General features: G+C 56.9%; 14 protein-coding genes, 3 tRNA genes and 2 pseudogenes. 9 read left to right on the top strand and 10 right to left on the bottom strand.

Annotated elements, in window-relative coordinates:
- Positions 1-861, bottom strand: a complete 861-nt coding sequence (locus tag PspCFBP13508_RS01720; protein WP_122704478.1) for a LysR family transcriptional regulator — start codon at positions 859-861, stop codon at positions 1-3.
- A gap of 148 nt (positions 862-1009) precedes the next feature.
- On the opposite strand from PspCFBP13508_RS01720, the gene PspCFBP13508_RS01715 reads away from it, so the two are divergent.
- The 4 genes from PspCFBP13508_RS01715 to PspCFBP13508_RS01700 all read left to right on the top strand — a co-directional run bounded on the left by PspCFBP13508_RS01715 (position 1010) and on the right by PspCFBP13508_RS01700 (position 3523).
- Positions 1010-1831 carry an NAD(P)-dependent oxidoreductase gene (locus PspCFBP13508_RS01715; protein ID WP_241669481.1) on the top strand — a complete coding sequence of 274 codons (822 nt, stop codon included), beginning with the start codon at positions 1010-1012 and terminating at the stop codon, positions 1829-1831.
- 34 nt (positions 1832-1865) lie between these two features.
- Complete coding sequence (locus PspCFBP13508_RS01710) at positions 1866-2198, top strand: chorismate mutase (protein WP_042609810.1); 333 nt, start codon at positions 1866-1868, stop codon at positions 2196-2198.
- 46 nt (positions 2199-2244) lie between these two features.
- Entirely contained in the window at positions 2245-2898 is a 654-nt protein-coding gene (locus tag PspCFBP13508_RS01705; protein ID WP_110599395.1) for a hypothetical protein, read from the top strand.
- 232 nt (positions 2899-3130) lie between these two features.
- Complete coding sequence (locus PspCFBP13508_RS01700) at positions 3131-3523, top strand: RidA family protein (protein ID WP_009049394.1); 393 nt, start codon at positions 3131-3133, stop codon at positions 3521-3523.
- A gap of 191 nt (positions 3524-3714) precedes the next feature.
- On the opposite strand, the pseudogene PspCFBP13508_RS01695 reads toward PspCFBP13508_RS01700, so the two are convergent.
- Positions 3715-4316 (bottom strand): annotated as a pseudogene (locus tag PspCFBP13508_RS01695) (terminase small subunit).
- Here PspCFBP13508_RS01695 and PspCFBP13508_RS01690 point away from each other — a divergent pair.
- Positions 4316-4801: pseudogene (locus PspCFBP13508_RS01690) on the top strand (tyrosine-type recombinase/integrase); the annotation flags it as partial. The pseudogenes PspCFBP13508_RS01695 and PspCFBP13508_RS01690 overlap by 1 nt on opposite strands.
- Positions 4802-4894: 93 nt before the next feature.
- On the opposite strand, the gene PspCFBP13508_RS01685 reads toward PspCFBP13508_RS01690, so the two are convergent.
- Positions 4895-4981, bottom strand: a tRNA-Leu gene (locus PspCFBP13508_RS01685).
- A 488-nt stretch (positions 4982-5469) separates the two neighbouring features.
- Between PspCFBP13508_RS01685 and PspCFBP13508_RS01680 the strand changes: the two genes are divergently transcribed.
- Complete coding sequence (locus tag PspCFBP13508_RS01680) at positions 5470-6009, top strand: GAF domain-containing protein (RefSeq protein WP_016774514.1); 540 nt, start codon at positions 5470-5472, stop codon at positions 6007-6009.
- An 83-nt stretch (positions 6010-6092) separates the two neighbouring features.
- Here the strand turns inward: PspCFBP13508_RS01680 and PspCFBP13508_RS01675 are convergent.
- The 6 genes from PspCFBP13508_RS01675 to PspCFBP13508_RS01650 all read right to left on the bottom strand — a co-directional run bounded on the left by PspCFBP13508_RS01675 (position 6093) and on the right by PspCFBP13508_RS01650 (position 9980).
- Positions 6093-6166: transfer RNA gene (locus PspCFBP13508_RS01675), tRNA-Cys, on the bottom strand.
- A gap of 46 nt (positions 6167-6212) precedes the next feature.
- Positions 6213-6288: transfer RNA gene (locus PspCFBP13508_RS01670), tRNA-Gly, on the bottom strand.
- A gap of 60 nt (positions 6289-6348) precedes the next feature.
- Positions 6349-6909, bottom strand: coding sequence for a CDP-diacylglycerol--glycerol-3-phosphate 3-phosphatidyltransferase (gene pgsA, locus PspCFBP13508_RS01665; protein WP_041478738.1), 561 nt, complete (start codon positions 6907-6909; stop codon positions 6349-6351).
- A 32-nt stretch (positions 6910-6941) separates the two neighbouring features.
- Complete coding sequence (uvrC, locus tag PspCFBP13508_RS01660; protein ID WP_137213455.1) at positions 6942-8765, bottom strand: excinuclease ABC subunit UvrC; 1824 nt, start codon at positions 8763-8765, stop codon at positions 6942-6944.
- Positions 8766-8767: 2 nt separating this feature from the next.
- Complete coding sequence (uvrY, locus tag PspCFBP13508_RS01655; RefSeq protein WP_024012761.1) at positions 8768-9409, bottom strand: UvrY/SirA/GacA family response regulator transcription factor; 642 nt, start codon at positions 9407-9409, stop codon at positions 8768-8770.
- Between the two features lie 127 nt (positions 9410-9536).
- A complete protein-coding gene (locus PspCFBP13508_RS01650) occupies positions 9537-9980 on the bottom strand; it encodes a GNAT family N-acetyltransferase (protein ID WP_130909663.1) in 444 nt (147 codons plus the stop codon).
- Positions 9981-10586: 606 nt separating this feature from the next.
- On the opposite strand from PspCFBP13508_RS01650, the gene PspCFBP13508_RS01645 reads away from it, so the two are divergent.
- Positions 10587-11660, top strand: a complete 1074-nt coding sequence (locus PspCFBP13508_RS01645) for a 3-deoxy-7-phosphoheptulonate synthase (protein WP_130909662.1) — start codon at positions 10587-10589, stop codon at positions 11658-11660.
- Positions 11661-11712: 52 nt separating this feature from the next.
- Here the strand turns inward: PspCFBP13508_RS01645 and PspCFBP13508_RS01640 are convergent, their stop codons facing one another.
- Positions 11713-12792 carry a hypothetical protein gene (locus PspCFBP13508_RS01640; RefSeq protein ID WP_130909661.1) on the bottom strand — a complete coding sequence of 360 codons (1080 nt, stop codon included), beginning with the start codon at positions 12790-12792 and terminating at the stop codon, positions 11713-11715.
- 334 nt (positions 12793-13126) lie between these two features.
- Here PspCFBP13508_RS01640 and PspCFBP13508_RS01635 point away from each other — a divergent pair, with 334 nt between their 5' ends.
- Both PspCFBP13508_RS01635 and PspCFBP13508_RS01630 read left to right on the top strand, forming a co-directional pair.
- Positions 13127-13996, top strand: coding sequence for a triacylglycerol lipase (locus PspCFBP13508_RS01635; protein ID WP_137213793.1), 870 nt, complete (start codon positions 13127-13129; stop codon positions 13994-13996).
- Positions 13997-14090: 94 nt separating this feature from the next.
- Entirely contained in the window at positions 14091-14372 is a 282-nt protein-coding gene (locus tag PspCFBP13508_RS01630; protein WP_016774509.1) for a peptidylprolyl isomerase, read from the top strand.
- The last annotated feature ends 17 nt before the right edge of the window (positions 14373-14389 follow it).

The following is a 14389-nucleotide window of genomic DNA, read 5'->3' as shown; positions in this document are numbered from 1 at the left end:
TCAACCGCCTGCCTGAGTGCCAATCATGACGGAGGCCAGGTCGGCAAGCGCGCGCAGACTGTCCATCTGGCGCATGTCCTGGTGGTAGCCCATCCAAATGTCGCGGCCTGGTGGCGGTTCATCTGAATCGATCAGACGCAGCGCCGTCAACTGGTCGCCCAAAGCGCGGGGCAATACCGCGACGCCCTGCCCCTGCGCACACATTTGCGCCTGGACTGTGCGGCTGCTACTGGTAAACACGGTACGCGCCAGAGGGTAACGCTGCTGCAGCCACTGCACATCGGGATAATGAGACTGGGCAACACTCATGGTGATCAGACCCAGCCCGGCGCCCTGTGGCTCAGGGTCAGCAGATCCAACGGCTGCGTATAACCCGTAAGTCAGGGAGATCAGCTTGCGGTGCACGATATCGGGTTCGGTGAACGGAACGATTCGAAACGCGATGTCGGCGTCGCGGCGAGCCAGATCAAACAATCGATGCCCGGCAATGACCTCGGGCACGATCAATGGATAACGCCGGCCCAGTTCACTCAGCACCGGGGCCAGCACATAACAGGCGAACCAGTCAGCGCAGGAAATGCGCAGCACACCTTCGGGCTGTGCGCTGTCCCCCGCGAGGCGCCTTTCGATGGCCAACGCACTTTGCTCCATTTCCTGCGCGAGGCTGAGGAGCTTCTCGCCGCTGTCGGTCAACACGAGACCTTGGTTGGTACGCAGGAAAACGGGTTGGCCACTGAACTGTTCCAGCACCTGCAAGCGCCGCCCCACGGTCGGATGGCTGACCCCCAACAGCTTGGCGGCAGCCCCTAATGACCCGCTGCGGGCAATCGCGAGAAAGACCCGCACATCACTCCAGTCCATGCTCCGCCCCCGTACAAAAATGAACAGTGAGAGTGCAGCAATGGCAGTGCCGTAGCAATCCCGTGCCCGACATACTTGTCTGCATTCACCGTCGTCGAATACCAACCGGAGACTGCAAATGAAGATTGGTTTTATCGGAGTGGGATGCATGGGCAGAGCCATCATTCCACTGCTCGTCCGCGCTGGCCATCACGTCTCGGCATGGAACCGCAGTCAGGCGGCGATCAAGGATCTCGAAGGCATCAGCGTTATCGAAACGCCGGCCTCGGCGTTCCAGCAAGAGGTAGTCATCACTCTTCTGGCCGATGATGCCGCCGTCAGGCAAGTGCTGCTCTCCAGCGCTGTTCTGGAAACTGCAGACAAAGCTTGCGTGCATGTCGTGATGTCGACCTTGTCGCCTTCGCTGATGTTGGAGTTGCAGCGCGAACATGAAGCCGTCGGCATGCCATTGATCGCGGCGCCGGTCTTCGGCGTGCCCGCCGTGGCGGCCAAGGGCGAGTTGAATATCCTGGCGGCCGGATCGCAGGCCGCTGTCTCGACCGTCCAACCGCTGTTCGACCTGCTCGGGAAAAAAACCTGGTATCTGGGCGACCAACCTGAACAGGCCTGTATCGCGAAAATCGCCGGCAACATGATGATCACCCAAGCCATCCAGTCGCTGGGCGAAGCCAGCGGACTCGTTCAACGCCACGGACTGAGCCCTTCGATTTTCATCAAGCTCATGACCCAGACCCTGTTCGCCTGCCCCAGTTATCAACGTTATGGGCAGAACATCGTCAGCAGCAATTTTGAACCGGGATTCAAACTGTCGCTTGGCCTCAAGGATATGAATCTGGCGATCGATGCGGGTCGTCTCAAGGGGCTGGAGTTGCCAGCGGCGGATGCCGTGCGATTGAAAATGACGTCGGCGGTAGCCAGGGGAGATGGCGACAAGGACTGGTCGGTTTTTGCTCAGCAGACGAATCATTGAGAAGCTCTTTCGAACACCTGTCACGAGGTCATTCATGGAAAACTCCGACATCGCGCGTCAACTCTCAACATTCAGGAAAACCATCGACAATATCGACGCCGCCCTCATCCACCTGCTCGCGGAACGGTTTCGCTGTACCGATGAGGTCGGATTGCTCAAGGCCCGATATCAGTTGCCTGCGGTAGACGAGGCCAGAGAGCAGCAGCAATACCAGCGTCTGGCAGCACTTGCTCAGGAGGCCGAGCTGGATACGGCCATCGTGCAGAGGCTGATGCAGTTGGTCATTGGCGAAGTGGTCGAGCGCCACAGGCAGATCGCCGCCAGGCATGCCCCGGCACCCGCCAATAACCCTGACCCTCGGGCCTGACCCCGGCGCCACTTATCGAAGCAATCAGACAAACGAGCAGAACCGCATGAAATGGCCAACGATCGAGCAAATTCGCAGCTTCACCGATTTACCCTATGGCTACAGTTGGGATTACCTGAAACGTGAGGAGATCAATGTCGCGACAGATTTTTTCCGGACATGGTTTCCCTCCATTTCGGTGGGGTTGGCAAGCCCGTTTCTGGACCAGCAGTTCTACGCAGACAACGTGGTGCTCGAAGACGATCCGGATCGAGGCATATTCGCTACCGTCGTCCGCCAGAACGATGAGATTGTCGCTATCGCCACGTGGGAAAAAATTGACGGTGCTGACGTTATTTTCGGGCGGGTCGGCGCGGTAGCCAAACCGCACAGACAAGCCAGACTGGCCGTTGCGGCCCAGGACCTGGGAGAAAAAATCGGCACGTTCATGGGCGCGGGGCTGATCTATGGCATGGCAACAACCCGCACGCCGTATATGCAACAAGCACTGGAGCAAGCCGGTTACAAAGCGGTAGGGATAATGCCTGGCTTGGACCGGGAAGAAACAGCACCTGGAATCGTGCGCAGGGTTTACGAAGTCATCTACGTAAAACGGCTCGCACCACACGCCGACTTTCTCATTCCTGCCGGTCATAACCTTACCCCTACAGTCGCGCGACTTTACGCAGATATATTTCAAGGTGATGACGACACGAACTGACGAGCCAGCCTAGCAGCGAACCAACCATCGAAATGCTTCTGATCAGTAACGCTACCGGCTCGCGCCTTTTGCATCGATCGAGGTAGCCACATTAGGTAATGAGTTCAAAAAGACTCAGCAGCGGCTAAAAGCACCTGTGGGGTTGATTAATAGATGAGAAGTGAACTGAGTGGACGCGGCTCTGGCCCCTGAGTTAGCTTTCGTAACCGTTCTAACTTGGGGCTCCGCAATCATGACTGACCGTCAGATCATTGTTCCAGATGGCATGAGATTGATCTACGAGCGCGCGGGTTATGCACCAGCAGTAAAGGTAGGAAAAACTCTCTACTGCGCGGGTCAGGTAGGCAGGACGCCGGAATTATCCGTCATTGAAGAACCTGAGCAGCAGTTTTTAGCTGCATGGGACAATCTCCGGATCGTCTTGGAGGCAGGTGGCTGTAAATTTGAAGATGTCGTAGAAATGACAACTTACCACGTCGACATGCACCGTCACATGCCAATTTTCAGACGCGTAAAGGATAAAGTATTTCCGAGAAGCACTTGTGCATGGACCTGCATTGGTGTCAGTGAATTAGCTCGACCTGGCCTTCTCGTGGAGATCAAGTGCGTCGCAGTAGAGCGATAACCCTCTGACAAGAACCTGCATATCCAGGTCTCAAAATGGGTGACTACGCATGCGGTGGTAGATTCAAAATTACACTTGCCTGCTGCATCGGTAGGCGCGTGATAACACTTTACGCCGACGGCTAATACTGACTGGAAGCAGGCGCCAATCAATTCCGATGCGAGCAGAAAAATGCCTATCAGCGGATATCCTTAGCACTCGCTAAACGCAAATCCAAAGTCATCGCTTGACACTTGTGCCGCTTCGTTAAGTCGTTGGCGCAGCGCAGCCGTTAGCTGCCTCTCCACCACCCACGGATCCGACAGCGCGGCGAGTTGTGGCGCCAATTGCGGCGACAGGCTCATTAGCGAATGATTAAGCGATCGCGCCGTTTCAAAAGCGGCTTTCTGCACAAAGCTGATTTCCACCAGCTCCCCCTGCGCCTTGCGAAACTCCATCTCAGCCATCCGCGCCAAGTAGTGCTCGCGATGTGCACGCGCTTTCTGAAAGTCCGGGGACTGCCCTTGCGCGGGATCAACGGGCGGCGGCGCAGCCATGTTGGTCGGTTCGGATTGTGTAGCGACGTGGCTGTACACATTACGCTGAAGCCGCTCCTGTTGGTGGCGAGCAGCGACGGCAGCCTTGCTCGGGTCAGCGGTATCGCGGATCAATGCTTCGGTGGCCAGAACGTCGACCTGCTTGCCATTGGGGACAGGACCAGTCGACCGTTTTCCTTCAGCCAGGTGATGTAACTCGGTGAGCGGCCGATGTGTGCGGCGAAGGCGCTCTTGGATAGGTACGTGGCTGCGATCATACCAGCATGCCGATCAACCATTAAGAGATGCTTTGGACCTGTTCTATCTAACAGGTCAGAGGGTCGCTGACACATTGAAGATGGATGAGCGCGACATAAAGGACGGAAAGCTCTCCGTCCAGCAAGGCAAAACTGGGGCTAAACGAAGGATCGAAATCATTGGTGAGCTCAAAGTCGTAATAGATCGAATCATGGCGCGAAAGACCGGACAGAAAATCAGATCAACACGCCTGGTAGTAATCGACTCTGGGCAGCCGATGACGACCAGCATGCTCAGAAAAAGGTTCGATGACGCCAGGGAAGCAGCCGGGATTCCAAAAGCAGAATTTCAGATGCGCGACCTACGAGCAAAAGCGGCCACGGATAAAGAGGAGTCAACAGGGAACATCAGAGAAGCTCGAGACCAACTTGGGCACACCACCGTAGGGATGACAGAACAGTACATCCGTATGCGGAAGGGCATGAAGGTCACCCCTACGAGGTGACTAACGGTCACGAATTGCGGAAAAGATTTTTTGATTGCGGAAAAAAGAACTAAGGGCTTGCATGAGGTATGTCATGCAAGCCCTTGATATTCATGGTGCCCGAAGCCGGAATCGAACCGGCACGCCCTTACGAGCGGGGGATTTTAAGTCCCATGCGTCTACCAGTTTCGCCATTCGGGCGGTAGCGCGGTGTTGCTTTGCTCAGCCTTGCGGTTGCGATCCTGACAGGATGGCCGCTTGAAAAGCCGAGCGGGGAATATATACATCACGTCCCGGTGAAGCAAGTTTGGAGTGCGCGATTTGAGAACTAAATATCGCTGACCGAGGAAAATCAAAAAGCCTCAGAAATCAGGGAGCTACGGAGTTTGCTTGAAGTAGACGCCGAGGTTACTGGCAAATCGCAGCAACCCGACTGGAAATTGAGACGATAAACTCAAAAGATTCAGACGCTCACCATCACCTTAGCTGCACGGGTGACAGATGTTTCATCGATTGAGATTATGAGCAGGCAACCCAGGACTGGACGGGATGTCTACGCTAAAGGATGGCGCCGAAATCAATAATCAAAGGGTAATCAGCACGCCCCCCCCTTCAACCACGATCACGCCTCACAGAACGTCACCAGAGCAGTGCTCAGGGATGTACAAGCAATCAGGAGATTTGATTCCATGCAAATGAGTGACACCGTTCTAAAAGCGTCTTTAAGCCAAGAGGAGCGCTCGGCGATCGCCGAGATCGAAGCGACCACCAATATCCTGCAACTTGTCACCCGTCTGACCGGTACACGCTTTGCCGGCATCGCAAAATTCACTGAAACAGAGTGGATCGTTTGTTCGGCGTACGATCCGATTGAACTGGGAATAAATGTCGGCGATACGCTGGATCTGGAAACCACCCTTTGCAGTGAGTTTCGACGAAATCCGCAAGCCCTCTTCCTTCCACAAATCAGCCAGGATGGACGACTTTCGTCACGTCCTGTGGTGAAGCAATATTCGATTGAAAGCTACGCAGGCGCGCCTGTTTTCCTGCCGGACGGGAGACTCTGGGGTGCCTTATGTGCTCTGGACTCAAGGGCTGTTCTGTTTGACAACCCCGATCTTGCAGAGACATTGACGCTGTTCGCGCGGCTCATTGGCTGCATCTTTTTCTCGAATCTCACGGTGGAAGGTGCCAGCCACATCCAGACCGGATCGTGCTTGACTGATTGACCCTCCGCAAACAGGTGAGCACCACATTTTTCTGCAGACAACAAAAAACCCCGTAGATCATTGATCTACGGGGTTTTTGATAGTGGAGGCCGAGGTCGGAATCGAACCGGCGTAGGTGGATTTGCAATCCACTGCATAACCATTTTGCTACTCGGCCTCAAAGTCTTTGCTGTCAGTAGCACAACAACAAACACTGTACAAATTGGAGCGGGAAACGAGACTCGAACTCGCGACCCCGACCTTGGCAAGGTCGTGCTCTACCAACTGAGCTATTCCCGCTTGGTGTGGCGCATTCTATAGAATTAAGATGCCCCGTCAACCCCTTGATTCAAAAAACTTTTATTTCTTTTCGACATCGGTCTTCAGGTGCGGCCAGGCGGCGCGAAGGTATTGAACCATCGACCATAGGGTCAGCCCTGCCGACACGATCAACAATGTGTAACCAAGCACGACCCAGAAGCTGAGAGCCTTTGGATGGGCCAGCAGAATCACCAATGCGAGCATCTGCGCAGCGGTTTTCCATTTGCCCAGATTGGAAACAGCCACCTGTGCCCGGGCGCCGAGTTCGGCCATCCATTCGCGCAGGGCCGAAATCACGATCTCGCGACCGATGATGACCGCCGCTGGCAGCGTGAGCCAAAGATTGCCGTGTTCCTGCACCAGCAGGACCAAGGCAACAGCGACCATGAGCTTGTCGGCGACCGGATCGAGAAACGCCCCGAACGGAGTGCTCTGCTCCAGTCGGCGCGCCAGGTAACCATCGAGCCAGTCAGTTGCGGCCGCAAAGGCAAACACCGAGGCGGAGGCCATGTAACTCCATTGGTAAGGCAGATAGAACAGCAAAATGAAGATCGGGATGAGCAGGACGCGTAGAACGGTAATCAGATTAGGGATATTCATCGGCACAACTGGCTACGAGGTGAAGGGGCATTCTACTCACTATGCAGGTTCGCATAAATCGACTCAGCGAGCTTTTTACTGATCCCCGGGGCTTTGGCGATCTCTTCGATGCTTGCACGAGACAGCTCCTGCAATCCACCAAAATGTTTCAACAGGTCACGGCGGCGTGTCGGCCCTACCCCTGCCACGCCTTCCAGCGTTGAGGTTCGGCGGGTTTTGCCGCGACGAGCGCGATGACCCGTAATTGCGAAGCGGTGCGCCTCATCGCGGATCTGCTGAATCAGGTGCAAGGCGGGTGAATCGCCGCGCAAGGTGAACTCGTGGGCCGCATCATTCAGATACAACGTTTCGAAACCGGCCTTGCGCGTGGCGCCCTTGGCGACGCCTAACAGGATCAGATCCGGTACGGCCAGTTCGTTGAGCACATCGCGGGCCATCGACAATTGGCCTTTGCCACCGTCGACCAGCAGGATGTCCGGCAACTTGCCCTCGCCGTCCTTGAGTTTGCTGAAGCGGCGAGTCAACGCCTGGTGCATGGCCGCGTAGTCGTCGCCGGCGGTGACGCCTTCGATGTTGTAGCGGCGGTAATCCGACTTGATCGCGCCTTCCGGCCCGAACACCACGCAAGAGGCCACCGTGGCTTCGCCGCTGGAATGACTGATGTCATAGCATTCCAGGCGTTGCGGCGGTTCATCCAGATTCAGCACTTCGGCCAGCGCGTCGAATCGCGCGGCGGTGTGCTGACGGTTGGCGAGACGCGCGCCCAACGCTTGCTCAGCGTTGGTCACGGCCAGTTGCTGCCAGCGCGCACGGGTACCGCGCACCCGATGGCTGATAGCCAACTCACGGCCGCGCAATGTGTGAATCCCTTCGATCAACGCCGGGAAGTCTTCGTGAACCACGTTGACGATCAGTTCGCTCGGCAGATCGCGTTCGGGGCTGCTGATGTAGTATTGGCCGAGGAACGCTGCCATGACCTCGGAAACGTCTTCCTCGATGCCCACCTGCGGGAAGAAATTCTTGCTGCCCAGCACTCGGCCACCGCGCACGCTGATCAAGTGAACACAGGCGCCGCCGGGATTGACGAATGCGGCAATAACGTCGATATCGCCGGTTCCGCCTTCCATGCTTTGCTGGTCCTGCACCCGACGCAGCAAGGCAATCTGGTCGCGCAATTCGGCCGCGCGTTCGAATTCGAGATTGATCGCTGCCTCTTCCATCGCGGTGGACAGCTCGTTAGTCAGCGCGTGGCTGCGACCTTCGAGGAACATCACCGAGTGGCGCACGTCTTCGGCGTAGACGTCAGGCTCGACCAAACCCACGCATGGTGCCTTGCAGCGTTTGATCTGGTATTGCAGGCATGGACGAGTGCGATTCTTGTAATAACTGTCTTCGCACTGACGGACGAAAAAGGTTTTTTGCAGGATGCTCAGGCTTTCACGAATGGCCCCGGCACTCGGATACGGCCCGAAATACTTGCCCTTGGCCTTTTTGGCGCCGCGATGGATGCTCAGGCGCGGAAACTGCCCGTCGGAGAGGAACACGTACGGATAGGACTTATCGTCGCGCAGCAGGATGTTGTACGGCGGGCGCCACTCCTTGATCAGCGTTTGCTCAAGCAGCAGCGCTTCGGTTTCGTTGGCGGTGATGGTCGTCTCGATCTGAGCGATACGCCCGACCAATGCAGCCGTTTTCGGCGCCAGCCCGGTCTTGCGAAAGTAGCTCGCCAGACGTTTCTTCAGGTTTTTCGCTTTGCCCACGTACAGCAGGCGCGCTTCGCTGTCGAACATGCGATAGACGCCGGGCCGACCGCTGACGGTCGACAGGAAAGCACTGGAATCGAATGTCTCGGTCATGGTCAGGCGCTGGCATCCACCATGCCGTGACGCACCGCGAGCAGGGTCAACTCAACGTCGCTGCTGATCGAAAGTTTCTCGAAAATGCGGTAGCGGTAGGTGTTCACGGTTTTCGGCGACAGGCACAACTTGTCGGAAATGATCTGGACCTTCTGGCAGCCTACAATCATCAAGGCAATCTGGATTTCCCGCTCGGACAACGCGTCGAATGGCGAATCATTGGTTGGCTGGAATGATTTGATCGCCAGCTGCTGAGCGATCTGCGGACTGATGTAACGCTGCCCGGCGAAAACCAGCCGAATGGCCTGAACCATCTCCGGCAGACCCGCGCCCTTGGTCAGGTAACCGGCGGCGCCGGCCTGAAGCAAACGCGTCGGGAAAGGGTCTTCCTCGCACACCGTAACGGCAACCACCTTGATATCCGGATGGCTGCGCAGCAGTTTGCGTGTGGCTTCGAGGCCGCCGATGCCGGGCATCTTGACGTCCATGAGCACAACGTCAGGCTTCAACTCACGGGCTTTGATCAGGGACTCTTCACCTGACTCGGCCTGACCCACCACCTGCAGGCCATCGATATCGGCCAGCATCCGTGTAATGCCTGTGCGAACGAGATCATGGTCGTCGACCACTAGCACCCTAATCAAGCAGACACCTCGCGATATGGTCTTATTGGGATGCCCGACACCTTAGCAAAAAGTGCCCGACAGACCTAGCGGAAAGCCGCATTTAAAAAGTTTCAATTCATCATTCAGGGCTTGCCGGCCGTGGGTTTCAGAGCACAGCTGTACTTAAATCGAGCTGCATCCTGAGGAAACACTCATCCCTGCCCACGATGCGCAGTCCCTTGCGTGCATACAGTTTCTGCGCCGGGTTGTTATCGAACACTGTCAGCCGTAGCGCCGGTCGTCTTGCCTGACGAGCCATGTCGATAACCTGATCAATGGCCCAGGAACCCGCGCCCTGCCCTTGCCTGGCATGATCAATCTGCAATTCGCGCATATAGAGCGCTCGCGAATCCTGGCTCAGACTGAAAAAGCCGATCGGCGTTTCATCCCCCAGAATCATCCAGTTGTCACGATACCGCCAGCCGGCGTCGAACGCCTCGTCCTGCCACAACAGATCGTGGTCAATGTAATAGCGCAGCATGGTGCGACAGGTCAGGTCCCGTGCAAAAGCAAGATCATGATCGGTGGCATGCCGAATTCGGTAACTCATTCAGCTCTTCTCCAAGCGCAAAAATGTACTTTAACCGGATCGTTTGCCACTGATAGCCGTTTTGCTCGGCGAGCAATAGCATTTTCTGATTGCTGACGCGTATCAGCGTCGAGTAAGCTCGGCGCATTCATCGGAGACAGACCATGTTCAACGCCCTTTCACAGTCTTGCATCGCCAGCGCCTCGCGCTCGGTGGCGGCTGCCCGGGCGAATGTCACCTGCGCTCCGGTCAATTTCTATTTTGGGTATTGGTTTAGCCACTGGCGCGCCTGATACCCACACGGCGCCCATGATAACGGGTCGCCTACCAGAGATTTCTCAACCCCCGGTCGGCCTCCCGACCGGGGGTTTTGTTTTTTCAGGCCCACAATTTTCAGCACCACACCAGACACTTCGAGGAATACACCATGAACTACGCCACTTATTACCGTTACGACAGCTTTAGCGCCTGGCGATTTACCAGCCTCCGCTCGGGACAGCCTGCCGCCTCCGATCGGTCACCTACAGGTGGCAAACACACACGCCTAGCCAGTACGGCCATTTGTCGAACACCCCAATAGGGCCGAGTGCGCGGGAAAAACCCGCCATCCGCCCAGGAAGACCAAACATGAACTCTTCAGTTTCCGCGTTGCCGCTGTCCACCCTCGATTCTGCCAACGAAGCGCTGACCCTGCGCCTGCCCAGCTCGTTGCAGCTCAAACAGCAATTACCGCTCAGCCATTCCCTGCATCAGCAGGTCAATGCCCATCGCCAGGCGGTGCGCGCCATCCTCAACGGTGAAGACCCGCGCCTGCTGGTCATCGTTGGCCCCTGCTCTATCCATGATCCGCAATCGGCGATCGAATATGCCGGCAAACTCGCTCGCCTGGCCGAGGATGTCAGCAGTGAAATGCTTCTGGTCATGCGCGCCTACGTCGAAAAGCCGCGTACGACGGTCGGCTGGAAAGGGCTGGCCTACGATCCACACCTGGATGGCACTGACGACATGGCCGCCGGCCTGACGCTGTCGCGCGAACTGATGCTGGAAATGATCCGGCTCGGGCTACCGGTCGCTACCGAACTCCTGCAACCCATGGCCGCCAACTACTTTGATGACCTGCTGAGCTGGGTGGCCATTGGTGCCCGCACCACCGAATCGCAGATTCACCGAGAAATGGCCAGCGGCCTGAACATGCCGGTGGGCTTCAAGAACGGCACCGACGGCGGCGCCGCCATCGCTGTCGACGCCATGCGCTCGGCAGCCCATCCGCATCGGCACTTCGGCGTTGACAGCCAAGGGCATCCGGCGATCGTGCAAACAGCCGGCAACGCTGACACCCACATCGTGCTGCGCGGTGGCCATCAAGGGCCAAATTACGACGAAACCAGCGTAGCGAAAATCAGGGCCGAGCTCAGCCGACTGAATATCCCCAGCCGGATCATGGTCGACTGCAGCCATGCCAACAGCGGCAAAGACCCATTGCGTCAGCCAGCGGTGTTCAACGATGTGCTTGAACAACGCCTGCGTGGTAACCAGTCGCTGATCGGCATGATGCTGGAGTCTCACCTGTTCGAAGGCTGCCAGCCGCTGAGCACCTCTCTGCGCTACGGCGTATCGGTCACCGATGGATGCCTCGGATTCGCCGCAACGGAACAATTGCTGACCGACGCTGCGCAGCGCCTCGCACAAGCCAGAGCCTGATATCAGATCGCCCTCCCTCTCCGTACAGAGTGCGGAGGGCCGACCGCCCAGGCTATGCCACTACGCTGATCCGCCTGACAGCAGATTGCTGACTGACATCGTCCAGACGTTCGATGGTGTAGGCAATATCGACTGTCGTGCCGTGATGCTCGCGCCAGAACCGATGGGGAACAATGAAACGCACCGGTTGCCCCGCCGTCTCTTGAGTGATCTCCAGGTCATCGCGATGGCTGAAAAACTCGCCGTCACACTTGAGATAGACCAATTCATCCGCCTGCACCTGCGCCTCTTCCATGCGAATGGAAACGCCGTCGAGCGAATCCTTCAGTGACAACACGTTTTCAACCGCCTCGACGACATCCGGCGCAGTCAGTTGCGCACGCACCGCAGGCCCGAGGAAAACCGTTGCAGGCTCCGACGTTCGAATCGTTCCACAACGCTGTTCGACACGATAAGCGACGACGACTTCACCACCACGATGCGCTTCGATATAGCTGCCCGGCACCCAGAACGACAAGCTTTGGGCGACGGCGTAGGCCTCAATGTTCAACGAGTCGGTAAAGATCTCTGGCGAGGTATCTCCGTGCCAGGACACCGCCACCCGATCTCCCGCAGACATTCTCGCGTAAGGCTGCAGAGTTACCAGGGTGCCCTCGGCCACTCGCGACGGATCCAGCGCTCCGTTTACCGAGCCTTCTATCTGCGGTGCCAACAATTGCGTACGGACATCGCCCACAGACAGTTGCAGGCGAGCAGATTCCATTGCCTTGGGTGCGGACGCAGTTCGAAGTGTCGAGTAAACCTCCAGCGAACCTCCATCCAGCGCGGCCACATGCATTCCTTTGATGACGAAAATTACGTCTTTGCCAATCTGCGCCTGGCTGATGAATCGAACGCTCTCGTATTGATAGGCAAAGCCTTCGATATCCAGCCCCTCCCAGTACAGCACCAGCTGATCGCCACAGCTCATGTTGGCATAAGGAGAAATGCGAACGATCGCCCTGACCAGCGAAGGATCCAACACGCTCCCTTTTAGCCCGTCAATCGTCGGCGCGATCAGAGGGTCGACGGACAGCTCGGCAACCATCGGCTGACGCATGCGCCAGCAAAACTCGACTTCATGGCTATTCATTTTCGTTTCCACTCCCTGGAAAACGTGCCGCCCCGAATGACGACACTGACATCTACATTGAGCATCTTTCCACACGATTTAGATGTCAGCTCAAGACACCGCGATGACGCGGCAAACGCGCCGCCTGAAGTAGGCAAGGACCCTCACGGTGAGTTCCCAACGACAAACGACCCTATGAACTTCCGATTCGGATTTCACAGCTCTCCGAAATTTCGTACGCCTCGTAGTCCATTTTCAAACACAACGCGAAGCCTCTTCGTACTTCCTCGGCGATATGGGTGTTTTAGAGTGGCTCGGTGATTTCCCGATGAACTTCTACGAAAAAGGTAAGAACATGCAACGGAATGCTACAACTCGTTATCCCATCCTGTTGGTCCACGGTCTGTTCGGGTTCGAGCGTATCGGTCATTTCGAGCTGTTCCATGACGTCAAGTCCGCGCTGAAAGCGGCTGGCTGTCGATTGTTTGTTCCACACCTTTCGGCCACCCACGACAATGAAATGCGGGGTGAGCAACTGCTGTCACAGCTGGCCTGCGTACTGCGAGGCACAGGCGCGAAGAAAGTCAACCTTATAGGACACAGTCAAGGCGCACTCGCTGCGCGCTATGCGGCGGCGCTTGCGCCAAACGTCGTTGCTTCAGTCACCTCCGTCAGCGGCCCGAACCATGGCTCGGAGCTTGCCGACTTCCTGCGCAAGGCGCTGATCCCGGGCAAGCTCCCCGAAGCTGTAGCACAGAACGTGGCGACGCAATTTGCTGACTTGCTGTCGCTGCTCAGCGGCAGCGTGGCACTGCCGCAGAATGCATTGGCGGCACTCAACGCACTGACGACAGTCGGCGTTGGTCAATTCAATGACAAGTTTCCCCAGGGCTTGCCGCAAACCTGGGGCGGCCACGGCGCCGAGCAAGTCAATGGCGTGCGCTATTACTCGTGGAGCGGCATTGTCCCGCAGTCCATGTACCCAGCGCAGGATCCGGTTCAGCGTATATGCGCTGTGCTGGCGCAATACTTCACCACCGAAGCCCAGCAGAATGACGGTTTCGTCGGACGCTTCAGCAGCCATCTCGGCCAGGTTATCTGCTCAGATTATCCAATGGATCATCTGGCGAGCCTGCGGCGTACCACTTGCGCAAACGGGCCATCGCCTGATCCGATTGAACTGTATGTCGAGCACGCCCGGCGTCTGCGGATCGCAGATCTTTGAATAGCGTCAGGGACGCAGAATGGAACTTTGCCGAGAATTCGCCCACCGATTCCGGTAGGCTTCACCTTTTATTGAAACAGTTCGGAGAATTCCCATGGCTAAAGCCACTGCCCGCCACATCCTGGTTTCCAGCGAAGACAAGTGCAACGAACTCAAGGCTCAGATCGAAGCCGGCGCCGATTTCGCTGAAGTCGCCAAAGCCAACTCCAGCTGCCCGTCCAGCCGTCAGGGTGGTGATCTGGGTTCGTTCGGTCCAGGCCAGATGGTCAAGGAATTCGACACCGTGGTGTTCAGCGCGCCGATCAACGTCGTGCAAGGCCCGGTAAAAACCCAGTTCGGTTATCACCTGCTGGAAGTCACCAGCCGTCAGGACTGATTCGTCGTCCGATTGCT

It is taken from the genome of Pseudomonas sp. CFBP13508 (assembly GCF_005233515.1).
In the GTDB taxonomy this organism is placed as follows: domain Bacteria; phylum Pseudomonadota; class Gammaproteobacteria; order Pseudomonadales; family Pseudomonadaceae; genus Aquipseudomonas; species Aquipseudomonas mercuritolerans.
This window is presented reverse-complemented; position numbering and strand designations above follow the sequence as displayed.